The organism is Paenibacillus sp. WG02 (assembly GCF_055396115.1).
In genome coordinates this window covers 2,313,799-2,339,856 of record NZ_AP036016.1, presented here as the reverse complement: position 1 = coordinate 2,339,856, position 26,058 = coordinate 2,313,799, and the positions used below count along the sequence as shown (strand labels likewise).

General features: G+C 43.7%; 21 protein-coding genes and 6 pseudogenes. 5 read left to right on the top strand and 22 right to left on the bottom strand.

Annotated elements, in window-relative coordinates; translation table 11 throughout:
- Window positions 1-14: 14 nt before the first annotated feature.
- The 4 genes and pseudogenes from ACBP55_RS10660 to ACBP55_RS10645 form a co-directional block, all read right to left on the bottom strand.
- Window positions 15-908 (bottom strand): carbohydrate ABC transporter permease, encoded by an 894-nt coding sequence (locus tag ACBP55_RS10660; protein ID WP_464651377.1) that lies wholly within the window; start codon window positions 906-908, stop codon window positions 15-17.
- Between the two features lie 4 nt (window positions 909-912).
- Window positions 913-1,854, bottom strand: a complete 942-nt coding sequence (locus tag ACBP55_RS10655) for an ABC transporter permease (RefSeq protein WP_464651376.1) — start codon at window positions 1,852-1,854, stop codon at window positions 913-915.
- 222 nt (window positions 1,855-2,076) lie between these two features.
- A pseudogene (locus tag ACBP55_RS10650) lies at window positions 2,077-2,836 on the bottom strand (IS6 family transposase).
- A gap of 125 nt (window positions 2,837-2,961) precedes the next feature.
- Window positions 2,962-4,728, bottom strand: coding sequence for a beta-galactosidase (locus tag ACBP55_RS10645; RefSeq protein WP_464651374.1), 1,767 nt, complete (start codon window positions 4,726-4,728; stop codon window positions 2,962-2,964).
- Between the two features lie 163 nt (window positions 4,729-4,891).
- On the opposite strand from ACBP55_RS10645, the gene ACBP55_RS10640 reads away from it, so the two are divergent.
- The 3 genes and pseudogenes from ACBP55_RS10640 to ACBP55_RS10630 all read left to right on the top strand — a co-directional run bounded on the left by ACBP55_RS10640 (window position 4,892) and on the right by ACBP55_RS10630 (window position 7,168).
- The gene (locus ACBP55_RS10640; protein ID WP_464651372.1) at window positions 4,892-5,794 is read left to right on the top strand and encodes an AraC family transcriptional regulator; all 903 of its coding nucleotides are present in this window, start codon (window positions 4,892-4,894) and stop codon (window positions 5,792-5,794) included.
- A gap of 374 nt (window positions 5,795-6,168) precedes the next feature.
- Window positions 6,169-6,369, top strand: a pseudogene (locus ACBP55_RS10635) (helix-turn-helix domain-containing protein); the annotation flags it as partial.
- Window positions 6,370-6,457: 88 nt separating this feature from the next.
- Window positions 6,458-7,168, top strand: coding sequence for an IS6 family transposase (locus tag ACBP55_RS10630; RefSeq protein ID WP_464651371.1), 711 nt, complete (start codon window positions 6,458-6,460; stop codon window positions 7,166-7,168).
- A 461-nt stretch (window positions 7,169-7,629) separates the two neighbouring features.
- Here ACBP55_RS10630 and ACBP55_RS10625 read toward each other — a convergent pair whose 3' ends face one another.
- Together ACBP55_RS10625 and ACBP55_RS10620 are read right to left on the bottom strand one after the other, a co-directional pair.
- Window positions 7,630-8,655, bottom strand: a complete 1,026-nt coding sequence (locus ACBP55_RS10625) for a Gfo/Idh/MocA family protein (protein WP_464651369.1) — start codon at window positions 8,653-8,655, stop codon at window positions 7,630-7,632.
- 18 nt (window positions 8,656-8,673) lie between these two features.
- Entirely contained in the window at window positions 8,674-9,564 is an 891-nt protein-coding gene (locus ACBP55_RS10620) for a sugar phosphate isomerase/epimerase family protein (RefSeq protein WP_464651368.1), read from the bottom strand.
- A 159-nt stretch (window positions 9,565-9,723) separates the two neighbouring features.
- Here ACBP55_RS10620 and ACBP55_RS10615 point away from each other — a divergent pair, with 159 nt between their 5' ends.
- Window positions 9,724-10,602 carry an AraC family transcriptional regulator gene (locus ACBP55_RS10615; protein ID WP_464651367.1) on the top strand — a complete coding sequence of 293 codons (879 nt, stop codon included), beginning with the start codon at window positions 9,724-9,726 and terminating at the stop codon, window positions 10,600-10,602.
- 700 nt (window positions 10,603-11,302) lie between these two features.
- Here the strand turns inward: ACBP55_RS10615 and ACBP55_RS10610 are convergent.
- The 14 genes and pseudogenes from ACBP55_RS10610 to ACBP55_RS10545 all read right to left on the bottom strand — a co-directional run bounded on the left by ACBP55_RS10610 (window position 11,303) and on the right by ACBP55_RS10545 (window position 21,627).
- Window positions 11,303-11,974: an ABC transporter ATP-binding protein gene (locus ACBP55_RS10610; protein WP_464651365.1), complete on the bottom strand. Its 672-nt coding sequence runs from the start codon at window positions 11,972-11,974 to the stop codon at window positions 11,303-11,305.
- A 63-nt stretch (window positions 11,975-12,037) separates the two neighbouring features.
- Window positions 12,038-12,580 carry an RNA polymerase sporulation sigma factor SigK gene (gene sigK, locus ACBP55_RS10605; protein ID WP_464651363.1) on the bottom strand — a complete coding sequence of 181 codons (543 nt, stop codon included), beginning with the start codon at window positions 12,578-12,580 and terminating at the stop codon, window positions 12,038-12,040.
- Window positions 12,581-12,643: 63 nt separating this feature from the next.
- Window positions 12,644-12,772: pseudogene (locus ACBP55_RS10600) on the bottom strand (SUMF1/EgtB/PvdO family nonheme iron enzyme); the annotation flags it as partial.
- 105 nt (window positions 12,773-12,877) lie between these two features.
- Window positions 12,878-13,599: pseudogene (locus tag ACBP55_RS10595) on the bottom strand (IS6 family transposase).
- A gap of 145 nt (window positions 13,600-13,744) precedes the next feature.
- Window positions 13,745-13,927, bottom strand: coding sequence for an aspartyl-phosphate phosphatase Spo0E family protein (locus ACBP55_RS10590; RefSeq protein ID WP_464651362.1), 183 nt, complete (start codon window positions 13,925-13,927; stop codon window positions 13,745-13,747).
- 149 nt (window positions 13,928-14,076) lie between these two features.
- Entirely contained in the window at window positions 14,077-14,733 is a 657-nt protein-coding gene (locus tag ACBP55_RS10585) for a GGDEF domain-containing protein (protein ID WP_464651361.1), read from the bottom strand.
- 421 nt (window positions 14,734-15,154) lie between these two features.
- Window positions 15,155-15,493: a helix-turn-helix domain-containing protein gene (locus ACBP55_RS10580; protein WP_464653283.1), complete on the bottom strand. Its 339-nt coding sequence runs from the start codon at window positions 15,491-15,493 to the stop codon at window positions 15,155-15,157.
- Window positions 15,494-15,604, bottom strand: a pseudogene (sda, locus tag ACBP55_RS10575) (sporulation histidine kinase inhibitor Sda); the annotation flags it as partial.
- 748 nt (window positions 15,605-16,352) lie between these two features.
- Entirely contained in the window at window positions 16,353-16,775 is a 423-nt protein-coding gene (locus ACBP55_RS10570; protein WP_464651359.1) for a GH36 C-terminal domain-containing protein, read from the bottom strand.
- Window positions 16,772-17,032 (bottom strand): alpha-galactosidase, encoded by a 261-nt coding sequence (locus ACBP55_RS10565; RefSeq protein WP_464651357.1) that lies wholly within the window; start codon window positions 17,030-17,032, stop codon window positions 16,772-16,774. Before ACBP55_RS10565 ends, ACBP55_RS10570 begins: the two co-directional genes overlap by 4 nt.
- 309 nt (window positions 17,033-17,341) lie before the next feature.
- Window positions 17,342-18,746: pseudogene (locus ACBP55_RS10560) on the bottom strand (NAD-dependent malic enzyme).
- Between the two features lie 73 nt (window positions 18,747-18,819).
- Window positions 18,820-19,971 (bottom strand): M20 family metallopeptidase, encoded by a 1,152-nt coding sequence (locus tag ACBP55_RS10555; protein ID WP_464651356.1) that lies wholly within the window; start codon window positions 19,969-19,971, stop codon window positions 18,820-18,822.
- 27 nt (window positions 19,972-19,998) lie between these two features.
- Window positions 19,999-21,438: a YfcC family protein gene (locus ACBP55_RS10550; protein WP_464651354.1), complete on the bottom strand. Its 1,440-nt coding sequence runs from the start codon at window positions 21,436-21,438 to the stop codon at window positions 19,999-20,001.
- A 30-nt stretch (window positions 21,439-21,468) separates the two neighbouring features.
- Window positions 21,469-21,627 carry a hypothetical protein gene (locus tag ACBP55_RS10545; RefSeq protein WP_464651353.1) on the bottom strand — a complete coding sequence of 53 codons (159 nt, stop codon included), beginning with the start codon at window positions 21,625-21,627 and terminating at the stop codon, window positions 21,469-21,471.
- Window positions 21,628-21,851: 224 nt separating this feature from the next.
- Between ACBP55_RS10545 and ACBP55_RS10540 the strand changes: the two genes are divergently transcribed.
- Window positions 21,852-22,610 carry an IclR family transcriptional regulator gene (locus ACBP55_RS10540; protein ID WP_464651351.1) on the top strand — a complete coding sequence of 253 codons (759 nt, stop codon included), beginning with the start codon at window positions 21,852-21,854 and terminating at the stop codon, window positions 22,608-22,610.
- A gap of 675 nt (window positions 22,611-23,285) precedes the next feature.
- Here ACBP55_RS10540 and ACBP55_RS10535 read toward each other — a convergent pair.
- Complete coding sequence (locus tag ACBP55_RS10535; RefSeq protein ID WP_464651349.1) at window positions 23,286-23,960, bottom strand: ABC transporter ATP-binding protein; 675 nt, start codon at window positions 23,958-23,960, stop codon at window positions 23,286-23,288.
- 1,871 nt (window positions 23,961-25,831) lie between these two features.
- Complete coding sequence (locus tag ACBP55_RS10530) at window positions 25,832-26,044, bottom strand: dockerin type I domain-containing protein (protein WP_464651348.1); 213 nt, start codon at window positions 26,042-26,044, stop codon at window positions 25,832-25,834.
- Window positions 26,045-26,058: the final 14 nt, after the last annotated feature.

Sequence of the window (26,058 nt, the reverse complement as noted above, 5' to 3'; positions counted from 1 at the left end):
ATAAATTTTATTGATTATCCTTTTATTGAGCCAACCATAGTACCCTTGACAAAGTACTTTTGTATAAAAGGATAAATAAACATAACAGGAAGGGTTGTGATGATAATGGATGCCATTTTTAAAGATTCCGTTGCTGAGTGAGTTAATTCAGCATAAGCGCCTTTTTCACTTGGATCGAAGGCTGCAGCTACCAAAATACCTCTTAAAATCATCTGCAAAGGATACTTCATGGTGTCATTTAAATAAAGCAGCGCATTGAAATATCCATTCCAAATGCCAACAGCTGTAAATAAGCCGATAGTTGCCATGATGGGCTTGGAAAGCGGCAGAATGATTTTCACTAATATTTGAAGATCAGTGGCCCCATCAATGTATGCGGATTCAGTTAGGCTTTCCGGTATATTCCTAAAGAAGGTTCTCATGAGGATAATGTTCCATGCGGACAACGCCCCCGGAAGAACCATAACCCAAATGGTGTCTATCATATGCAGGGACTTATAAGCCAAATAGGTTGGAATCATTCCGCCCTCAAAAAACATGGTTATAATGTACACCTTGGAGATAAATGAACGCATTTGAAACTTATCTTTGGAAAGCGGATATGCGGTTAGGGCTGTGAAAAATAAGGTGAAGAACGTTCCCAGGACCGTATACAAAATCGTGTTTTTATATGCCGTGAAAAAAATAGGATGGTTGATCATGATCTTGAATGAACCTAGGTCAAAACCTTTAGGATAAAAAGTAACTTTACCCGCAATGACTTCTGCTGGATCGCTAATAGACACAGACACAGCGTACGCAAAGGGATAGAGCATAACCAGTACAACAATAGCCAATATGATGTACACAACGGAAAGAAAGACCCGATCTCCTATTGGTGCTTTGATTTTGTAAGAATTCTTTTTCATGACATCACCATAAACTTTCTTTTAGGAGTCTTCTAGAAACATAGTTTGCTCCTAATAAAAAAACAATGGAAACCAAACTGTTAAACAACCCAATAGCACTTGAAAATCCATAATCTTGGTCCAATATACCTTTACGGTAAACATAGGTAGAAATAACATCGGCAACATCATAAGTGGCAGGGCTGTACATTAACAGAATTTTATCGAATCCGACGCTGATAATACCGCCAATGGATAAAATAAACAAAGTAATGATGGTAGGGCGGATGCTTGGCAGGGTGATGTGAATAATCTGTTTAAACTTAGAACAGCCATCGATCTTGGCCGCATCATACATTTCTGCGTCAATCCCTACAATGGCCGCCAAGTAGAGGATGCTGGAATAGCCAACTCCATGCCAAATACCTGATCCAACATACAAGCTTCTAAAGAAACCGGATTCGTTAAAAAATTGGATCGGGGTAACACCGAAATTTGCTAACAAGTCATTTACAATACCAGTACTACCAAAAATGGATTTCATAATGCCCACAATGACAACAACCGAAATAAAATAAGGTAAATACGTAGCGGTTTGAACAAATTTCTTAATTTTGGGATGTACCACTTCGTTAATCAACAAAGCCAGAATAATAGGTGCGGGAAAAGACCATAGCAAGTTAACAAGGCCAAGAACAAATGTGTTTTTAATAATTCTAAAAAAGTTTGGATCATTAAAAAAACGGATAAAGTTATCAAATCCAATCCATTCAGAGCCACTGATCCCTAAAAACAAACTGTAATTTTGAAAAGCAGTTACGATACCGACCATGGGATAATAAGCAAACAAAGCAATCATGATTAACCCTGGCAACGACATTAGCAAAATAAAGCGGTTACATTTCCAATCATAATTAAACTTAGAAACGATTGAGGTTTTAGATATTTTTTTGATATTCGCCGACAAGAGCTCCCCCTCTTTTCCTTATTTTGTTTACGCGCAATTTCGAAACAGCTTTTCGGCAAGCAGCCGATATATAAATTGTAATAAAGGAGTGGGAGATATTCTAGTTATCAAACCAACGAAAAGTGTACTATATCAACGAACTTGTACCGCACACGAAAAAAGCAGGAGTGTCACTAAGGACAACCCCCTGCTTCTTCAGACCCTCGAAACAAAGCTACCTTATCACTGTAAAGGGTTGTGGTGCAAGAATATAAAATGGATAGCAAATACCCAGAAATTGTGATTTAACTTTGCCACTATACCAAATATTTTATTGAGCCATTCAACAGCAGATAGGACAGACGAATTATTTTCCGCCTGCCCTTTACTAATCATATGCATGGCCTCGATTCCCTTCAACGTCTGTTCTGCAGTGTTAAACGTTTTGAAACCAAGCATTGGTTTCGTGATTTTCTTTATGAATCGATGATCTTGTTCCACAATGTTGTTTAAATACTTTGTCTTTCTAACCAAAGTTTCTTTTGGCATGGCTTTTTCATTTTTTAATTCTTGTATGGCTGGTGGATATGCCGGGTTTTTATCCAAAGTAATCACACGTGGTAATTGATTATGTGGTGAAGTAAATGCTTTGTAAAGAAACGCTTAGCTGCTGGCATATCTCGATTTTCAGATAACATAAAATCAATTGTTTTCCCCATAGAATCAACCGCTCTATATAAATACTTCCATTGACCTTTGACTTTAATGTACGTTTCGTCCGTTCTGTACGAATCATTTGTGGGTTTTAAATAGGGGCGGATTCGTTTGTCTATTTCGGGCCCAAACTCATGGACCCATATCATGATTGTCGTATGGGAAATCTCTAATCCCATTCTACGATGTCTCGATAGCTTAAACTATATTTTAAATACCATCGTACTGTTAGTAAAATGATTGCTGATTCATACTGCTTCCATTTAAATAAATCCAAGTTGGTTTCCATACTAAGTTGCTCCCATCCCATGACTTTATAATCAGTTACGTTATCATGAATTAGAGGTTTGCACCACAACCGAAAAAAGGACAGACGAGTCATGATCGCTCGTACTGTCCTTTCGGTTCAGCCGGTTATCCTAAATCCGGCTTGTCGGTCAACTCGATGACCGCATTTTCCGTATGATGCAATTCCAGAATGACGATTTCGTTCTTTCCTTCGCGAAGCAGAGGCGCCGGCAAGTATAAGGTCTTCTGAGGTCCTTGTTCCCAATAACGCCCCAGGTTGAAGCCGTTGATCCAGACTACGCCCTTCGACCAGCCGTCCAATCGAACGAATGTATCGCCTAAAGAATCCGCCGTAAACTCGCCGCGGTAAAATGCCGGACGGTCTTGTCTTGGATTGCTCTCCGGGATGCGCCCGAATGGAACCGAAGCCGTATTCTCAAGCGGAAGCGGATAGATGGTCCAGTCGAACAAAAACTGGTTACTCATCCGAACCCCTTCAGTGATGCCTTTAAAATCTTTCAATCGAGGCCCGTAGTTGACGCGGCCCATGTTCTCGACGACGATGTCGAGCCTTGCCCCACCGGCCGGAATTTCAAGCGGCAGCGGCTGTTGGTTCCAACGCTCAACAGTGCCTTGATAGACGCCGTCCAGGAATATTTGTGCACGGTCGTGAACATCCTGCAAATGCAGCTGATCGCCGATACGCGGTCCAGAAACATGCGTCGAATAGACGATAAAGCCGTAGCTTTGTCCGAACTTTTCCATTGGCTCCGGACAAACGCTTTTCACAGGCTCGGAAAGCTGCTGCAAATGATGGAGCAGGTCCGCTTTTTCGCTCATGGCAACGCGGCCGTAGCTCTTCTTGGCAATCGGCGCAGGCAGTTCCGGGAATTCACTCACATCTGTGCCCAGATAGTTCCCAATGATGTTCCGTACAGCGCGGTATTTCTCCGTTACATCGCCGCATTCGGACAGCGGAGAATCATAGTCGTAGCTGGTGATCGTCGCCCCATAATCAACATCATTGCTACAGTTAGCTCCATTGTAGAATCCGAAGTTCGTCCCGCCGTGGAACATGTAAAAGTTAACGGACGCTCCCGCCCGCAGCATGCGGTCGAATACGTCGGCGACATCGCCCGCATCGCGCGTATGATGCGGCTTCAGCCAGTGGTCGAACCAGCCGTTCCAATACTCCATACATACGAGCGGCTCATCGGCACGATACTCGCGGAACTTCTCGAACGCTTCTTCCGGTCTTGAACCGAAATTGACCGTTGCAAGCGTATCCGGGAGCGTTCCCCCTTGCAGCATAAAGTCTCCGGGACCATCGGAAGTAAACAGCAGCACATCCACGCCACGATTTACAAGGCCGTCGCGCAAATGGGCTAAGTAGTTCTTGTCATTGCCATAGCTGCCATACTCGTTCTCGATTTGCATGGCGATGATCGGCCCGCCGTTCGTGCTGAGCAGCGGAGTGAAGCGAGGGATCAAAGCGTCATAATAACGGTCTACTTTTTCCAGATATGTGTTGTCCATGCAGCGAAGCCGGATGTCCGGGTATTGCAGCAGCCATGCCGGAAACCCGCCGAACTCCCACTCTGCACAAATGTAAGGGCTCGGACGCACGATCACATGCAGCCCAATATCCCCGGCCAGCTTGATAAAACGTTCCACGTCCGCAATTCCTTCAAAGTTGAATTCATTCTCCTTAGGCTCATGCAAATTCCAGGCTACGTAGGTTTCTACCGTATTGAACCCGCAAGCCTTCAGTTTAAGCAACCGGTCTTCCCAATACTCGGGCACGACCCGAAAATAATGTATAGCCCCGGATATGATTTGAAAAGGCTTTCCGTCTAAATGAAACTGCTTGTTTTCGGCTTGTAAAATGGCCATGCTAATCCCTCCGGCATAAGAATGCTAGTAATTAATCTTGTCTATTCCTATCATCGCTGAAAATAGACCGGAACTTCAATCTCCAAAATGAGTATTTTCTATACCAAATGTGCCAAATCGATGATATCATGGAACTATGATGTATAAACGAAAGGAAAAAAACATGGATGATTATTATTTTTTCCCGAATGTGATCAATACATTGCAGATCGTTGGCTGCCATTTCGGCTTGCAGCCTTCGGGCTGGACCTACCCGCGTCATCATCACCATCTGTTTGAGCTGCTTTGCTGCATGGATGGCGAAGTCGTGCAAGAAATGAACCGCGAGTCGATCACGATGAGGGAGGGCGACTGGCTGCTCATCAAATCCGGCGTACGGCACCAGTCTTCGAACCTGGCTGCCGTACCGTACGGCTACTTCAATGTGCATTTCGATCTCGACGATACGGAAATTCGTAGCTTGCTTGCCGCCACACCCTATCGGCATATTCGCCGCCAGGAGGCGCAGCAAAGCAAGCTCCGCTTCTATGTAGGTGAGCTCGAGGCGATCATGCGGCGCAATCAATCGGAGGAAGTGCTAGCAGTTCCGCAGCAGACTCTGCGCTTCGAGGACAAGCTGCTGCTGCAGTCCTATACGCTGCTGATCGTCCATGACGTGCTAGCATTAGTGCGGGAACACGCCGTGCCGCTCAAGCCAGCATCCGCATCCGACGGGGACACTTCGCTATTTGCGGCCGATGTCGCGCACGCGATGGAAGAGAAGCTGTCGCTCGGGCTGAACGAGGAGGCGTCGGTTTCAAGCGTCGCCAAAGAGCTAAACTTGAGCCGCAGCCAATGCAGCAAGCTCTTTTCCAAAGTATATGGCTTGTCGCCGAGACAATACGTCAGCCGCCATAAGCTGAACATGGCGAAGGAGCTCCTCGTCACGACGAATTTGCCGATGACCGACATCGCCGAGAAGCTCGGATTCCACTCCGCAAGCCATTTCTCGCGGCAATTCCGGCGCTGGACCGGTCAATCTCCGTCCGAATTCAAGCCGAAGCACCATTCCATGAGGCAGGAATAAAATAGCTTGCTGGAATTCTTTCATTCCCAGATCGTTTCCGTTTCGGCGAAACCGATCTGCTAGGGGAAAATAACTGGGTTCGTATTATTTTTGCATTGTGGAAAAAAGAAAATAAGTACGACTCCGCGACATTTATAAAGTCACAAACACGGCATTTCCAAAAAACGGCATAATATTTACCATGAACACAATACAGGATACTCTCAACTACAAAACCGAACATATATTCCGTGTTGACATAGAGGGTCTTGTCTTAAGCTATGGCTACTACTGCCTTCACCATTCGGGACTTGAACCCTAGAGATAGCGCCCATGCTGGGCGTACGTAAGACGGGGGATTACTCCCCCGGAATAAATCTTTAAAGCCACAATCTTTGAACTGGATCACTTCGTACTTTTTTAACCATCTTTCGGAATCGTTATCACTTGATGATATGGCAAAGAGAGCACGACTCTCGCCTTCTAGGTTTTCTGCTCTATTCAAAGAAAAATTCGGTGTTTCTCCCCATCAGTATTTTTTACATTTGCGCATTCAGCATGCCCAAGAGCTGCTCAAACAAGGCGACTACACCATGGAAGATATCACACATTTCGGTTCTGGTGCAAAGACGAAATCGTGTGGTAACATAGGGAGAAAACAAGGGAAAGTAAAGGAATCATTAGATGAAGTCAACAACAAATCTATTCAAATGGAAACATTTCGATGTCGAAATCATATTGTTAACGGTGAGATGGTATCTTCAATATCGTTTAAGTTATCGGGACCTGGTAGAAATGATGTCCGAACGAGGCATCTCGATTTCTCATACAACAATCATGAGATGGGTACATCAATTTGCTCCTGAAATAGCAAAAAAAGTTCGTCCTCATCTCAAACGAGTAAACGATTCATGGCGATGTGATGAAACCTATATCAAAATAAAAGGTAAATGGACGTACCTTTATCGTGCAGTGGATTCAATGGGTAAAACCATTGATTTTAGGTTAAGTGAAAAGCGGGATACGAAAGCCGCGCAACGATTTTTTGAGAAAGCTTTATCCTCGAATCATGCACATATTCCAAGGGTGATTACGGTAGATAAGAACCCTGCTTATCCAGTGGCTATTGAAAATCTAAAGAATAATAATAAACTGCCACATGAAACACAGATTAGACAGACCAAATATCTCAATAACATCATAGAACAGGATCATCGTTTCATCAAAAAACGAACGAACCCAATGCTTGGATTTAAATCATTTCTGACAGCAGAGCAAACGATTCAAGGAATTGAAGCAATGCATATGATCAAAAAAGGGCAAGTCGAATGTAATCATTCGTCGCCCCTTTTTGTCGTTCAACTCATTCATCAGTTATTCGGTCTAATCGCATAGAAATTAGATAGACCGAACGGTAGTCTGGTTTTTTTAAATTCTTGCACCAGAACTGTTTAATGTCATAGCGCTGTAAAACCATGTCTCTTCACTCGAATGTGCCCTTTTTAATCCTTCTTATCCTTTGGCTCATTAGCGTAAACTGCTCGTTGAGAAAAGGTAGTCGATCCATTGGCCAACAAAAAAGTCTCAGACCTGAGCCGTCGGGAATGAGATCAAGTTCTTGTCAAAATCGGGAATGGGATCAAGTTCTTGTCATTGGCTCGTGACAAGAACTTGATCCCATAAAATAAAAAGACCGCGTTTTACGCGGCAATTAATGGGACTATGTTCTTGTCACCCGACACCATTGGTGTCGTCGTCCCCCGATACAAAAAACAAACAAGGCTCCTTGTTTGTTTTTTGTCAATTATCTCCAACAGCTTTTTTCGGAAGCCAGAAACTTATATTTTCTCATGTGATCAAGGACGTCGCAGCATCACTTTCCGCTGCTCTTTCGCGCTTTGAATCGCGCCGAACACCATTGCGGTGCTATAAATATTATCGGCATAGCTCGTTTCAGCCAGACGCCCCTCCTGAATGGCTTGGAACATTTCGTCCAAGCAGCCGTTATGTCCTTCTCGGCCGTGCCAATTGTAAGGCGCTTCGATCCGGTCATATTCGTACTGGAACTTCGCTTCCTGCGCTGGTGACACTACTTCTGCAAATGGGGGAGCATCTTTCCAACTGGCTGTGCCCTGACTTCCAGCGATGCGCCATTCCGCTTCCCATGTTGTACGCAGCCCTTCGGAGCACCAGCATCCGTTATACGTAAAGACCGCGCCGTTATCGAATTCGAAAATGCACACAGCAGCGGCATTGCCAGCATACCATGAGCCTTCTGGATTGAACTCATGGCAATAGACGGACACGGGATTCGCCCCAATAATTAAACGAGCCTGGTCGAACGTGTGAATCGCCATATCCATAATCAGCGGGCTCTCCATCGCATCGCGGAAACCGCCGAAGTGCGCGCCGATAAAAAAGTCGGCCGTCACAAAGTTCGGTTTGCCAATCGCGCCGCTGCCGATCAACTCGCGAAGCGCGCGGATGTCTTTCAAGAAACGGCGGTTCTGCATGATACTGTAATGTAGCTCAGGCTTCGTCGCCGCAAGCTCGGCGAGCTGTTCCGCATCTTCCATCGATGCTGCCATTGGCTTCTCGCTCATCAGGTGGCAGCCGCCCTCTAACGCAGCTGTTGCAACTGTCTTATGCGCAGACGGAATCGTAACGTCAAAGACCAGATTCGCGCCTGTTTGCCTAATCGCTTCTTCCACACTCGCGAACCACGGGACAGACAGCCCGTGCTTTTCATTCATTTTGACTGCTGCTGCTTCGTACAAATCAACAAAGGCTACAATTTCCGAGTCTTCGCGCTCTAAGGCATATTTAATCCACGCACTGGCCATAGCACCACAGCCTGCTTGGACAATTTTGTAAGTCGTCATCCTTATTCCTCCTGCGTCCTATTCAATGACGGGATTTGGAACAAACGTTCCCCCGCGGCATGTTTTCAAATAATTCAGCGCATGCACCTGACCGGTCATTTCCCATTCATTGCAATAGACTGGATCATGCCAGCCTTCAATATCAATCGTGCTTTTGTAACCGTTCTGACGCAAAATCGTAATGATGTCCGTCCAGTTCGAATCCCCAAAACCTGGCGTCCGATGCCAAATATACGGTTGTGGGCCGCCAATGCCATGCTCCTTGATCACATCCCAAGCGATGGTCGCATCTTTGCCATGGATGTGTAAAATTTTATTCGCCCACTTGCGAAGCTGTGGAATCGGATCAATCAGCTGTGTCATTTGGTGCGTCGGCTCCCATTCCAAGCCAATATGGTCAAATGGCAGCGCATCAAACATCAGCTCCCAGGCGGCTGGATTATGTGCGATATTCCAATCCCCTTTGTGCCAATTCCCGCCCATCGTGCAGTTCTCAAAGGCAAGCTTCACGCCATTCGCTTCCGCACGACGCGCCAGTTCGCCGAACACTTCTTTGAACCGCGGAATCGAATCTGGAATCGATTGATCTGTCAAACGTCCCGTAAAACCGGTGACCATCTCCGCGCCAAAATCCCTTGCATGGTCAATCAAGCGTTCCCAGCTCACCAATGTGTCCTTGTTTCCGTCATGTCCGGTAAGCGGATTGCCGAAAATTGATACACTCGAAATCACGGTACCGTATTGACCCATCATGTCACGAATTTGTGCTGCCTGCTCTTTCAGATCCACCGAACCTGTCGTCTGCCAAAATGACAATTGAAAGCTCTCAAAGCCGTGCTTGACGATTTGCGGGATGACTTGGACCGCCGTTTTCCCTTGCACAAGTGTTCCAATGCGAATGTTCTCCATTGTATCTACTCTCCTTGAACGGATTTGCACCTTTAATAGGGGGATAGCCTACTCGGATGCGTCTGTTATATACTTAGCATAATAGAATAATCAGCAATTTCGCTACGCAGAATCATGTGATAAATTTGCACGATTTTGCGATGAAGTGGAGGGATGCTCGTGACGGCCTTAAAAGAGTTAAAAGAAAATACCCGAATGCCGGGGAAGCATTTCCCGATCAATGTTTTTCACAACTTAAGCTCTGGCGAACGCGTCCTGTATCCTCACTGGCACGAGCATATAGAAATCATCTATGTCGTCAAAGGCGACGCCGTTTTCGATATCGGGGGCATCTCTAATAGCACTTCACTCGGCGACATCTTGTTTGTCCATTCCGGTGAGCTGCATTCGGGCTATGCTGTCAGCAATATGGACGTGGATTACTATGCCATCGTCTTTAATAAATCATTGCTCGGCGCCGACTCCGGTGATCCGCTGTACGGGCCAATGGTCATGCCTTTTATGGAGGGCCGTAAGCGCTTTCCTTTGCATTTGCGTCCAGAGGACGGGGCCTACTCGGCCTTTGCTTCAATTATTCATCGGCTGATCGATGAGTTTGAGCAAAAACTCCCGGGCTACGAGCTCATCATCCGCTCAAACTTGCAGCTTCTGATCGCAGCTGCCCTGCGCCTGGACTACATCGGCGCTCCGCGCATCGAAGTGCGTGCGAATCTGTCCATGCTGCATGCGAGGCATTTTGAGAAACTGTTCGCCTTCGTTCGGGAGGAGTATAGGCGCCCTATTTCGCTGGAGGAAGCCGCGCAACTAACCAACATGAGTCTCCACCATTTTTGTAAAACCTTCAAAAAATTAACCGGACGCACCTTCGTTGAATACGTCAATTTGTACCGTGTCAACGAGGCTGAAAAGCTGCTGCGCACGGAAGGCGTCTCCGTTACCGAGGCCGCCGAGCTCGTCGGCTTTAACAGCATCAACTACTTCACGCGTACGTTTAAGCTGTTTAAATATTACAGCCCTTCCCAGTGTAAAAAGGAGTAGAACGACAAAAAATCTTACATAGGTAATCGCCTTTCCTCATCCGTCTGTGTGCCGGCTTGTAAGAAAAAAGGCTAGCGATCCCACCACATACCCTTTCCTTTCGTTGTTTTACTCTTCGTATTCTGTAATACTCTTCCGTTCCAACCGATCCTCTATGCGGCAACGAGTTGAGCATTTAATTTATTTGATATAGACTTTAACTTTTCTATGTATTGAGGTTCATCGCCGCAAGGATGAAAAAGAGCCAATATAAGACCCCTTGAATAACGAATAAAAACTGTTTCTCCATTATAATTCCAAGATGCCACTCCTTCCTGCCCGCTAGTGAAAAGCTCGAATTAGCTTACTTAGAGCTATGCTTTACTTACAAACAATCAATAATAATAAATGATGAATGGCCATGACATAACCTAAATTAATCAATTAACAACCCCTAAAAGCAAAAATAGTGAAAGTTTACAAATGTAAACTTTCACTAACGGACTTTATTTTCCACTAACGATCTTTATTTTCCTTGATCACTTTGCACCACAACCTTCAGTATTATACCTGCAAAATTTCATTATTGTGATGATAAAATTCACTTTAGTAATCAACGATGCCAGTCATAAAACAAAATCCAGAAATAGATAGTTTACTCATCATATTAATAAATGATTAAAGCCCTACGATTTTTATCGTAAGGCCAATATTCTTTATATTAATAAATTAACCGTCCATCCCGAAACCTAACAATCCGCTTCGCCTGCTCCGCGACCTGGCGGTCATGCGTGATCACTATAATCGTCCGCCCCTGCTCATTCAACCGCCTGAAAATATCCATAATCTCCACGCCCGTCTTCGAATCTAACGCACCTGTCGGCTCATCCGCCAAAATGATCGGTGGATCGCCTGCCAACGTTCGCGCAATCGCAACACGTTGCTGCTGTCCACCAGACAGCTCCGATGGAAAATGCTTTCGACGATCCAGTAAATCAACCGCTTCCAACGCCTGGAATACGAGCGGCTCTCGCTCCTTCCTCGATAATCCGCGATAAATCAACGGTAACTCCACATTTTCATAAGCATTTAATCTCGGCAATAGGTTAAAATTCTGAAAAACAAATCCGATCTTCCGATTCCGAATCTCAGCCAGTTGTGTGTCTTTCAGCGCGTGAATCTGCTTTCCATCTAGCACATATAGGCCTTCATCCGAAACGTCCAAACAGCCGATGATGTTCATCAGCGTGGACTTGCCCGAGCCTGACGGACCCATAATAGCGACAAATTCGCCCTGCACAATATCCAGCGAAATGTCATCTAGGGCGCGGATTGTCTCCCCGCCCATATAGTAAAATTTACTCACATGCTCAATTTGGATTAAGGCTGTCATTGTCTTCGCCCCCCATTATTTGAAACCAAATAAATGAAGAATACGATACTCCAACCTAACGACTTACCGCTTCGCCTTATAAAACTCATGATAAAGCTTCATCAGCGCCCGCTTCTCAATCCGCGACACATAAGACCGGCTGATGCCGAGCTCCTTCGCAATCTCCCGCTGCGTCCGTTCTTCCCCGCCAAGCTCCAGCCCAAACCGCCCAACCACGACTTCCTTCTCCCGGTCGTCCAAAATCTCTAAGTTCCGATATATTTTGCTCTTCTCTATCTTAAGCTGAACCTTATCCACGACATCATCGGCCTCCGTGCCGAGAATATCGATCAACGTAATTTCGTTCCCCTCTTTGTCCGTTCCGATGGGATCATGCAAGGAAACATCTTTGCGCGTTTTCTTCAATGAGCGAAGATGCATAAGTATTTCGTTCTCGATACAGCGAGCCGCAAACGTCGCGAGCTTGGTCCCTTTGTTCGGCGAGAACGACTCGATGGCTTTGATCAATCCGATCGTCCCGATCGAGATTAAATCCTCGAGATCTTCCCCTGTATTGTCGAATTTTTTGAGGTTGTGAACACGAAGCAACGTAAAATAGGCGCTCACCCTGAGAGTGAACGCCATTGAACCAAGTCGGATTTAGCCGCTCTTCGCGACATAAAAGTGTAATTAAGTATCAGCAGCACAACGAAAACCTATATTTCCCGCAGAACTGTCAGTTGTATTCTTACTCCGAGCTGCCACACAATATCGATTACAATAGGAATCTTGGCACAAGTACGAACCTCCCCTTAGAGAACTTTCCTTGCCAAATATTGCACAGATGACGTCCGTCCGGTTTCAATATAGGTTGTGGTGCAAAATTCAGAAAAGATAGCAACTACCCGACAAATTGTACGTTAACTATGCCGCTAGACCAAATATTTTATTGACCCATTCAACAGCTGAGAGGGCAGACGAATTATCAACAGCCTGCCCTTTCCTAATCATATGCATGGCCTCGATTCCCTTCAATGTCTGTTCTGCAGTTAGAAACGCTTAAAACCAAGCATCGGTTTTGTAATTTTCTTTATGAATCGATGATGTCGCTCCACAATTTTGTTTAGATACTTTGTCTGTCTAATCAAGGTTTCTTTTGGTAAGGATTTCTCATTTATTAATTCTTGTATGGCTGGTGGATAGGCTGGATATTTATCCAAGGTGATTACACGTGGGATTTGTGTATGTGGAGAGGACAAAGTCTTTGTAAAGAAGCGCTTAGCTGTCGGCATATCCCGATTTTCAAATAACATGAAATCAATGGTTTTCCCCATAGAATCAACGGCTCTATATAAATACTTCCACTGACCTTTAACTTTGATGTAGGTTTCGTCAGTCCTCCACGAGTCGTTTGTAGGTTTCAAAAAGGGGCGGATTCGTTTGTCGATTTCGGGTCCAAATTCATGGACCCATCTCATGATCGTCGTATGGGATATCCTTAATCCTCGATCACTCATCATTTCAACTATATCTCGATAGCTTAAACTATATTTCAAATACCATCTCACCGTTAGTAAAATGATTGCCGATTCATATTGCTTCCATTTAAATAAATCCAATTTCGTTTCCAAAACAAGTTGCTCCATCCCATGACTTCATTATCAATTACGTTATCATGAATTAGAGCTTTGCACCACAACCATATGTTCGCTTAACCCTTCCCGAATCCATGCTTCATCGTCTATAATTATCGCTCTGCATTCCGCATTAGTCATTATGCTTACCTCACATTCATCTGTGATGCGCCTTTTTCAACGAATCAAATCGATTTAATAAATCATCAAGTTCCTTAGACTTACTCAATACAACCTCTGATTTTAATCCAAAGATCATTCCTACAATGACCATTTCCTCTCTTTTCGCTTCTATGGCATTTATGATTTTAGAGAGCTTATCCAGTTGAGATCCCCCCAAAATTGGTTGATAAGGAATACCAATTTGAAACTAATTCCACTGCTTTCATCGGTGAGTAATCCACTCGTCATCCAACATGGCGGAAAGCTTCATTGTTGTCTAAACGTTCTCTCAAGGATAAGTTCCACCAAATAAAGTCCATTAACACATTAGATATGGTTTTGGTGGAACGACTTTTTAAATTTAGCTAGATACATGTTTTTATCTGCAATTCTTATTAATTCATCTATGTTTATCGCATCGTCAGGGTAATTAGAAACACCTATTGATAGAGTGATTTCTAAATTTAATATCATTGATACTTCCTGTATTTGATTTTCAATTCTATTAAAAAAAGTAAATGAATCATTAATATCCATATCCGGGGCAACAATAAGAAATTCATCACCACCCCAGCGAGTTACAAAATCCGTTTTTCTAGTACAATTTTCCAACAATGTAGCTATACATTTTAAAACCTTATCCCCCTTATCGTGCCCAAATGTATCGTTAATTTGTTTAAACTTATCCACGTCAACTACAAATAAACTTAATTCCTTATTTTTCTGCTCCATCTTCGCCAAAAGTGAAGATAATGTTTTTAATCCATATCTTTGAGTGTATTCCTGGGTGAGATAGTCTTTCTCGTAATAAAGAATCGCTATATCATAGTGCTTGCCAAGGAACCAACCCAATACTATGTTAGCTAATGCACAGATCATATAGATGTTGTCCACTTTCCCAAGAAACTGATAAGAATGGATGATTATTAATATCCAATTAAGGAATGCTAGTATTAGCAATCCAATCCTTCCTATATACTTCACGATTTAACATCCCCTTTACCAGCGACTATCACAGTTTGTCTATGAATAATCTTACGATAATGATATGCGGTAATATGCGTGGATGATCCATCGCTCACGTAGGACGGTTCAAGTAAACGGTGTCTCACCACCGTTCTTCTCCTAATTTGACTTGTCCTCGTAAGGATCAATTATATCGCCCTCATTGAAAGCGTTTCCATTTTATTATAGAAAATGCATTAGACGGAAACACCTATCTGGGTAATTCCTATTTTGATTCCCATTGATACCATGAGCTAACTCGTGGCAATTAATGCAGTTAATTCTTTTTCATCAAGAATTTCTATCAACGGCAGTCCTAAAGTAATTATTTTATGATATGGTGCTTCTTGCGATATTCCCCAGGTGACATTCCAATCTGCTTCTGGAACCATTCACTAAATTAACGGGAATTCGGATAGCCTACGGATTCGCCGATTTGATAGATTTTCAATGTGCTTGACTTCAGCAGTTCAGTAGCCTTCTCCATCCGCAGATCGAAAAGATTGTCACTGAAGGACTTACCCGTCACCTGCCGAAATAGGCGGCTTAAATAGCTCGGAGTGACACATACATTCTGGGCAATTTCGGAGAGGGTGACATCCTCCATGAATCTTAAGCTCATAATGCCGAGCGCCTTCTTGATAAGGTATGAGCACTGATCGATCTTGGCCTCGCTTAGTTCTTCGAAGTTAGCCTGATATTTGTATTTTTCTTCTTTGAACGAAAATTCGATTTTCAATTTCCTCCGATAAATTTCGTGTATAATCTTTTTAATAAATTGAGTGTCTAATTTTAGTTTTACCGCAATATTTAAAAAAATTAATAATTCGTCATCCTGTAATGATCGCATAATTTGACACCTCAAATATAAATAGCCTTTTAATGTGGGATTAGCATTCTTTTTAAGCCGGAGTACGTCCTAAAATGGATAATATCAGACGACTTTTCTAAGAAAGACTTTAGCTGCTTTGTATCTGATAAATACCGTAACAGATCTTATTCAGCTTCAACATGCTTGCTGTTTTGGCTATAAACACTTTTGTGAGCCGCCAAGAGGAATTTTCTCAGATCCTGCCTTGTTATCCTCCTTCCAAAATGCAAGAGTTATCGCATTACATCACTTTTCGCTCTTTCAATTTTTAAATCGCTTCACTAATTAATTTTAATCGATAGGATAAGCACTTTTAATGAGGTAAATTTATCTTTTATTTCGTTTTAAGATACAACATTCGTCTTCCTTCACTTCCACATATGATATGGTGCTTCTTGCGGTATTCCCCAGTTGACATTCCCATCTACTTTTTAGAACCATTCACTAAAGTAACGGGAATTCGGATAGCTTACGGTCAGCTTGCAGTTATAAAAGGATTGCCATTTAATAAAAACCGTGGTGTACTATTGGCGGAAGCCATTAGCAAAAAGTCGCATGAAAATAATTACGACTACGAGCAATTTTCAAAATCCCAAATTATTTTATGATGAAATGAATCGAATCGAATAACTACGTTGATACCGAAACATTTTTGATTGATTTGTTAACTAGACACACGTACATTCTCACAAAACAATTAATTTTATAAAATACGTGCTGTTGTGGATCAAGGCAAATTCCTCAATCGGATCAGAGCGCTATCGTAATCTCCAGTCAGATGAAGAGAAATCCCCCGCGTCATCCAGCCTTGTCCACTACGCACTTCTCCGGTTTCCTCGTTTCGAAACCTCTTGCGCGGATCAAGACCGCGCAGACGTACTGGAAGAGCGGGATGTCCAAAATGCTTCGCATGTCTGAACACAAACACAACCGACTCTTGCCCGTCTAGGCCTACATACTGCATCGAAGTTATATCCGATCCCTCAGGCGGGGAAAGACGGTAACAGTGTCCTTCTTGAACGATGGGGCGTATAGACTTATATTGTGCAATGTAAACTGCCGCCTCTTCCAGTTCCTGTTCAGTCATATGATTCAGATTCATTCCGATGCCGAGAGTCCCCATCATAGCGGTATGAAAACGGAACTTCAAAGGAATTTGACGCCAAGCTGCTTCTGGTTTTCTTCATTTACACCGTGATAGGTTGCTTCCCATGAGTTATATAAAATTTTTCTGAGCTGTCCGCTGTTACGAAGCACGTGCTTTAATTGGTAACTATGGAGCTTGCGGCTGGCGTCTCCAAATCCGCCTTTTGTGAACCCGCCTACACTGACTGGGGAGATGAAGGTTTCACCCGACTCAAGCAGCCAGCAAAAATAAAAATCATGAATCCCCACCGCGACTTGCATTGTCTGATCGTAGAGATGAAATGAAGATCGACTGGTCTTTTCCTACAATTCCAACAAAGTTGCAGACATCGAAACGTCCGTGTCGTGTCTCTCCTCCTTGAATATCCCCCGCTGTTCCATTGCGTACAGCTCGGATAATCCATGTGTCGGCTAGCTCGAAAATGGCTCTAACCCAATATTGTAGTGCTTCCCCCAGTCCTCGAATGTGAATCAAATATTTTTCATGCTATCATACATGATATAGGTATGGATCTAAGATCTTTGTACCACAACCCTACAGCTGTACCTTAAACCGCCACGCCTTCACAACTACCTGAAATCTGGCGGAATCCGGAGGGCGACGCCAGTAAGAATAGCTGCTTCAATCACGGCATTCCTAACTTTGGCGACAACCTGCTCGTTGAAGATGCTCGGAATAATGTAATGTTCGTTCAATTCCTTTTCATAAACAACGGTAGCGATAGCGTGAGCTGCGGCTAGCTTCATCGGTTCGTTGATTTGACGCGCTCGGCAATCCAACGCCCCCCTGAATATGCCCGGGAAGACGAGTACGTTGTTAATCTGGTTTGGGTAATCGCTCCGCCCCGTAGCGAAGACGCGCACGTGCGGAAGCGCTTCCTCAGGCGCAATCTCCGGCTGGGGATTAGCCATCGCAAAGACGATGCTGTTATCGGCCATCTTCTTCACATCTTCTCCCGTCAACAGCCCGCCTCTGGAAACGCCGATGAACACATCGGCTCCACGGATTGCTTCCTGCAAGCTGCCCGACTGCGTGCCGACCTGCGGCTGCTCGGCAAGCCAAGCCCACATGGGGTGGGCATACTCGCCGCCCCGCACAATGACGCCATCCCGGTCGACCGGAATGAGCGTTTTCACGCCGGCTGCCAGCAGCATTTTACAAATGGATACGCCTGCAGCGCCGATGCCGTTGACGACGACACGAATATGCTCCATTCGTTTGCCTACGACTTTCAACGCATTAATAAGTCCCGCAGTTACAACAATAGCAGTACCATGTTGATCGTCATGAAAAATCGGAATTTCCAGCTCGTCTGCCAGGCGCGATTCGATCTCGAAGCAGCGCGGCGAGCTGATATCTTCAAGGTTAATGCCTCCAAAGATCGGGCTGATCGCTTTAATCGTTCGAATGATTTCTTCCGTATCTTTGGTATCAAGACAGATCGGAAACGCATCGACATCCGCCAGCTGCTTGAACAGCATGGCCTTTCCTTCCATGACGGGGGACTGCCGCATGCGGACCGATGTCACCAAGCCCTAATACGGCTGTTCCATCCGTCACAACGGCTACAGTATTTCTTTTAATCGTCAAGGAATACGCTTTATGCGGATGCTCATGAATCGAGGTGCACACCCGTGCAACCCCTGGCGTATAAACGCGGGACAGGTCGTCTCGGTTCTTAATGGCAAGATTCGGCTGGATCGAGATTTTTCCGCCTAGGTGAGCCAAGAAGGTTCTATCGGATACGTTGATCACTTTAATTCCTTCCATCGCCTTAAGCGCGCTAACGATCTCCGTTTCTTTCGAATCGGCTGCATGGATCGTGATATCGCGAACGGACGATTCTGGTCCAGAACGTATCACGTCGATGGACGTAATATCCCCCCCTGCTTTCGAGATCGTCGCCGCTGCTTGCCCGAAGTCGGCCTGGGTGTGATCCAGTTCCAAACGGACAATGATACTGTTATATGACATGATCGCTTCCTCCTATTGCTTTAAAACTACATGTTATTATTAGAAAAATATTCCTTAAATTAAAATAATTACATCATGTGTTTAAGGTAAAATCGCTATTCGCCAGTTTGCGAAGAAGGCCCGCCATCAGTGCAGCCCTGACAGGAAGTTGGTCGATTTCAACATGCTCGTTTTCAGCATGGATGCCTTCACCCACGGCGCCCAACCCATCCAATGTCGGAATGCCTAAAGCGGTTGTGAAATTCCCATCACTCCCCCCACCCGCGGCTTCCTCTGTCAAGGAAAACCCTAATTCAGAAGAGCATGCTGCCGCTAAACTGAACAACTTTTCATTCCCCTCTGTTCTTTCCATCGGCGGGCGGTTGACTCCACCGGAAACGTGCAGGGTGATACCTTCCAAATGCGGCTTTAACCCATAAATGATTTTCGAAATTCGTTCTCCCTCACTAGCTTGGCTGATTCGCAGATCCACCCCCAGTTCCGCCTGTTCAGCTACCACATTTTCTGTGCTGCCTCCTCGTACCACACCCACATTTAGGGTTGTCCCCAACGCATAGTCGGTGAGTGAATGCAGGAATAAAATGTGATGAGCCATTTCCTGTACCGCGCTGATTCCATCCTGATGATGATTCCCCGCATGAGCTGCCTTTCCCATGATCTTGATTCCAAATCTGCCAACCCCCTTTCGGGACGTTTTCAGTGCACCTGTCCGCGCCGCTGCCGGTTCCGGAACGAGTACAGCTCGGCTCTGTACAGCTTCCCGCTCGATCAGTTCCCGGGACGATCTGCTTCCAACCTCTTCATCGCTGGTGCATAAGAAAACAATTCTCTTATTAAATGAAATCTCCAGCTCACGGCAAGCTTTAACCGCCCACAGAGCTTGGATGATTCCCCCCTTCATATCCAAGATGCCCGGTCCATATGCTCTGTTTCCTTCCACACGGTAGGACAGCCTTCCCACATCCCAAACCGTGTCAAAATGCCCTAGGATTAAGATTTGCTCATCACCAGTTCCATAATTAAACCGCAGATGGTTTCCCGCATGCTCTTGAGGAATCACTTCTGAATCAAGGCGAAGGTGCCTCTTAAACAGCTTTTGAATTTCTGATCCACATTGATCTACCCGTTCTTTCGAACGAGTGGGCGATTCGGCCAGCACAAGCGTTTTTAGATCTTCCAGCATCTCTTCCTGGTGTTGTTTTAAATATTCTAATACTTTATCCATCTAGTAAAGTCCCCTTGTTGTTAGTAATTAGAAAGGTCCCCAGTTCATCATCACACCGACAATGATGAAAATAATTCCGAGAATAAACCAAACAGCCGTTAATGGAAGCATGAATTTCAGCCATTTTCCATAGGAGATGCCACTCGTCGCGAGTACACCCATCATTACACCGGACGTCGGGTTGATGGTATTAACGAATCCTTCCCCAAACATGACCGCCTGGACAGCTACTTGGCGCGTAATATGCAACAAATCGGCCAAAGGAACAAGAATAGGCATTAATACTGTAGATTCCCCTGATCCGGAAGAGATCAAGAAGTGAAGAGCAGCACTTCCGAAAAACATTCCAATCGAAGCATTCATAGGGGACAACGGAGCTAACACTGTCGCGAGCGCATTAATGATGGTATCTAAAATTTTGGCATCATCCAGGATTATGCCCACTGCTCTGGCCATGCCCACAATTAGCGCTCCGTAGACCATTTGTTTACAGCCATGAATGAACGTGGTAGCGATTTCATTTGCACCCATTCTTGCGATCATACCGCAACCGATGGCAATAAAAATAAATAGAGCGGCCATTTCGTTTTCCGTCCATTTGAATTTCTGAGAGAAAATCACAAAAGCCAAAAGGGATAATCCCGCAAACGATAATATGAATTTTTGCTGCAGGGTAACGGTTGTTTTACTGCCTAATCCAGCATCATCGCTTTTGGCCGTCTCGCTAATCCAGTCTGAACCCAGGATACTTTTCGTTGGATCTTTTCGAATTTTGCGCGCATACCAGTAAATATAGAGAAGCGTAACAACTAGAATCGTTACATATATAACTATCCGGTAACCGATACCTGAGAAAAGCGGAAGTTCTGCTATACGCTGGGACAGCCCAAGCGTTTGAGGGGCAAACACCGGTACATTCCATCCGGCATAGGTTCCTAGATAAATAAGTGCAACACCGAAAACGGGATCCAGCTTTAATCCTCGTGCAATGACCAATCCTAAAGGAATAAAGGCAATGACAGAATTGACAACAATCCCGGTCGTTCCTAAAACAGAAAATACCAAACCTACAGGGATGATTAAAAGCAGTAGACGATTACTGAATCGATTAATCGTCGACTTCAGAAACGCATCGATCGCGCCTGATTTTTCAATGACAGCTAAAGCACCGCTGGTAAAAAGGATAAGGAAAATAAGTGGTGCGCCTTTAACCATTCCGGTTTGGATCGCGGTAAAGAAGTCTACGAAACTAGTATGATTTGCAGCAACGGCATGATAGCTTCCCGGAACCGTTACGGTGATATCTCCTTTTTTTACCGTCTTGAAGACTCCCGCCGGTAAAATGTAGGTAGCAAAAGCGCAGATCAATGCAACAAAAAATAATAGAACGTAAGCGTCAGGCTGTGCAAATCTCCTTTTTTTCACTTTTTTCTCTTGAGTCGTCTCTTGCATAGTTGATTGTTCCATTACGTTGTGTCCTCCCATACCGTGATTTTTTCATTTTAGCTGTTCAACGGTCGATCTGTTACCAGCAACGACCAATTGCATTTCGGGAACTACTGCCGCAGTTGCCTGTTCCCTCGTATTATTGACCGGAGTGTCGGTTCCTCTCGCTGATTTGTCAGTGTTGGAAGCGCATCCAGTAAGAAACGCCACGAACCCTCCTCGTTAAAATCAAATCGTTCACTATTTGTGAACATTATTTCCTATATGTGAACCACAAAAAAATACTATCATGATTCTACATTTGCATGCAACCATTATTTTTACCCATTTTCTCTCTTTTTCATTCAACACACTGCGCTACATCTAGGAAAAAATAAAAGTTTGTGGTAAACTATGCTCCACAAACGTATGTCCAATAAGGAGCGATGAATGTAATGGACAATCACCTTTCTTCCGTCAAGAACAGCTGCAGGCTGCTTAAAAGCTTTCTCGATTCGGAAAAAGAACTAGGCGTCAGTGAATTGAGCCGGCAGCTCAAGATTTCAAAGGGCGCTGTTCACAAGCTGCTCATGACGCTGGAAAGCGAAGGATTCATTAAGAGGAATCCTGTTAATAAACAATACTCGCTTGGATACACGCTGCTGGAGCTTGGTAATAATGTACTTCGCAATCACAATTTAACGGATTTCGCCCAGCCGTTTCTGGAAAAACTTGCGTCCACGACGCAAGAACTTGTCAGTCTCTGCGTTCGGGACAATCACGAAGCGTTTTATGTATATAAAATAGACTCGCCGCATCCGATCAGGTTCAACGTCGAAATGTTCCGCCGTTTCCCACTTTACTCATCAACGGCCTCCAGGGCCATTTTGGCTTTTCAAGACAATTCCCTGATTAAAAGCGTGCTTAGCGGTCATATCGAGATGTATACCCCAAATTCGATGAGTAGCCCTTCGGAAATTGAAGCGCGGCTTGAAGCAATTCGCAAGAATGGTTATGAAACAAGTTCGAATCTCAAAAACGAAGGGGTTACCGGAGTTGCGGCACCGATCTATGAATCGAACGGCGCCGTGAATGCGTCGATCAGTATCGTCGGTCCATCGGACCGGGTTCTCCCTATGCGCGACAAATTTATTGAAAGTGTATTATCGACAACAAGAGAATTATCCGCTCAACTAGGCTATCATGGACATTAGGAAATCATCATCAAAAAGGCGTTCCGATTTTTTGGGGATCGCCTCTTTTTGTTTGTATATATCTTGATTTTTATGTTTATAAGTGATAAAATTTTCCTTTTTTTCTTTATGTAGAACAATTTCCACTAATAGAGAACTCCATTTAGGAGAGGAGCAGCATTTAGCACTAGAAAAAGCAAAACTTGCATCTAACGACGCCAGTCATCCATTGTCTAATAGAATTATTGTTGCTCCTCTTTCTTCATCGTTAAAAAAATCAAAAGCCTTACGATTTTTCTCGTAAGGTCGAGAGACATGGTATTATTATTAGACATACCAGGGTTACGAGAAGAAGAAGAAAAACGGATGCAATGACGAAAACAATAATCCGTCTATTCAAGAAGAAATAAAAGGAGCAATGATCGCTTGTGTTAACAAGTTACTGCATTGGATCTTTGCCATGCTTAAACGAAAAGAAGCTTTCCTCGAATAATTTAATTTGCTAACAAACGAATTACTTGAAAAACTTTTCAACACCATATTGGAGGGTTATTTGGCATTCTCAGTACATAGTAATGCATCATCTTCCCCTTTTTTCGGGAAATATTTACAATATATTAGATGGTTTCGTATGCCTCTGTCTATGTGTAAAAAACAAAAAAACGGCACCCCATCGGAGTCCCGGTCTTATAAACACTAAACAACTTCATTCAACCGCCCATCCCGAAACCGCACAATCCGCTTCGCCTGTTCTGCAATCAATATGTCATGCGTAATCAGAATAATCGTCCGACCTTGTGCATTTAATCTCTTTAAAATGTTTAAAATCTCCACACCTGTCTTTGAATCTAACGCTCCCGTAGGCTCATCCGCCAAAATGATCGACGGATTTCCTGCCAACGTTCGCGCAATAGCAACACGTTGCTGCTGTCCACCAGATAACTCTGATGGAAAATGCTTCTTACGATCCAGCAAGTCAACCGATTCTAGTGCATGTAAAACGAGCGGCTCTCTTTCCTTTTTGCTCATTCCCCGATAGATCAAAGCCAACTCCACATTCTCATAGGCACTTAATCTCGGCAGCAAGTTGAAGCTTTGAAAAACGAAGCCAATCTTCCGATTCCGAATCTCAGCAAGCCCAGAATCCTTAAGTACGTTTATTGCTTGACCATCCAGATCATAGATACCTTTATCTACAATATCCAAACACCCGATGATGTTCATCAGTGTGGATTTGCCGGAACCTGACGGTCCCATGATTGCTACGAACTCTCCACGATCAATATCTAACGAAACGTCATCTAATGCATTAATCGTTTCCTCGCCCATCATATAATATTTACTGGCATTCTCGATATGGATTAACTTCATAACCTTCACCTCCATTACTTGCACAGAGTCCAAATAAATGAAGTATCTGATTCATTATCCTTACCTCTTCGCCTTATAAAACTCATGATACAGCTTCATGAGCATTCCGCCAGTTTACTATGCTGACAAGAACATATCAAAAGCGATAGTTGACTTACAAAATGAAAATGTGAACTTTAAATCAGAGACGAATTTCAAGAATCGTTTCCAAAAGGTCAAATCACCATTAAGCATCTGTCGGCAGAATCGATGCATCTCCGCCTTATGTACTCCCCACCAACGCCTTATGATCTTGGTGGAAATCGAAACGGATATAGAAAAAGACTTACATCCCTTAAAATAATAAAACCGCGCTGCGCGCGGATTTCTAGATATATGTACTTGTCCTCTTATATGTTAGGATATTTATTTTAATTTAGTGTCTTAGACGTGAAGATGGCTGAAGAATATTTTCTGAAAGAGAATTATGAGTTTAGGATTGTTCTATAGTTATTTAACAATAAAATAATTACATTAAACTTTCAATAATTCTTCTGTTGCTATCATCCAATTGAATTATACCGGCCATTGGACCAGGCCATCTTGGGATGACTAAAAATGGACTTAAAGTGGTTCTATTCTCGTAAATCGCATAGTACATTACCCTATCCTCTTCAACCTTTGTCTCATAATTACTGATGAATCCTCTTTCAACGATTATCCCTTTTTTTATTAAATATAAGAAGTACGAAACACCACCGCTCTCTATGTCTTGTCTCAAAACGTCACAACTTGGTGCGCTACCATTAAAAACATATTTATCTTCTCGATCTGGATGTTTTTCGCCACGTTATCATTAACTTCACTTATAACCATGATCGCCTTTACGAAGTGGGGCTTACCTGCGTCTTTAGCTGCTGAGTAGTTAGGATTGCTCACCTTCAAATTTATACTAGTACATTATATCATGCTAAATTCGACCTTTAATATACAAAAAATCTATCTTTTAACCCTGGACGATGGGTCTTAAATATAATATCATTGTTATTTTTTTCCACATTAAGATTAATCAAGCCATGGAAAATGAGCGCCCTGTCATGCACATTTTGGAGTACGAGTTTATTCTTTGCCCTTGGGTCCGATAAACTGACGCGCAGCTCCAATTCTCCTGCTAATTGAACAAAACACTCAACATCGAGCACCTGACAGGATTCGAATAGGTTTGCCGTTATAAATAAACTGTTTGCCTTCAATTGTGAACGAAGCCATCTTATCATCTCCTTAAATAACATATCTTCGTGCAGTAGGGTTTCCATTCATCTCCAATGTTGTACGTCGATCATACTATTCGCGCCCTCGCTAAGAATCAACAAAAATTAAGAAATTCTACAATTTCTTTATAATGCACATCTCAAGAATAGCGATTTTTCTAGAAAACAACTAAATAAGCCTTCAAAACCATTAACTTAGTGGAAGTGAAGACTTTTTTTATAATTATTTAATCGCCATTTCTTCGTTTCAAAATAATATTTATTCTCATAGACGAACACATCAATGGAAAAATAATTTTCCAAAAGACAGCACCTGGGGGTAAATAATAAAGAGCTCTGACCGTTTGGCCAGAGCTAGTTCAGTACTATTCAATGTAGGGCGCTGTTCCGTCCGTTCGAGCCGCTTCTGCATGATTAGTATTAATATACGAAAACGACGGAACCATTATAGAGGTTACTACTACTACAGAAAAAAATCGCTTTAATTTGTTTCTCACCGGATTATTCCTCCATAGTCGAGAAAAGCCCCTTTACATGGCTCTAATATTGCCAATATAAAGGGGCATCTCTTATCTTCCTAATTTCTAAAAAATAATGATTTCGCCTATTCAGTCAGTCTAATTAGTTCAAGATTTTCTTGGCAATTGCCGCAAGATCGACAATATCGATGACACCATTTCCATCGAGGTCGGCCGACTTGATCCGATTCCAATCCGGACTGCTCGAGTTTTTACCGTAATTGGCGGCTGCAAACGCAAGATCGCCGATCGAGATTTTATTGTCGCCATTCGTATCGCCAGGCAGACCGGGATTAGTCACGACTTCAACTTGCATGGAAGCCGGTTGCG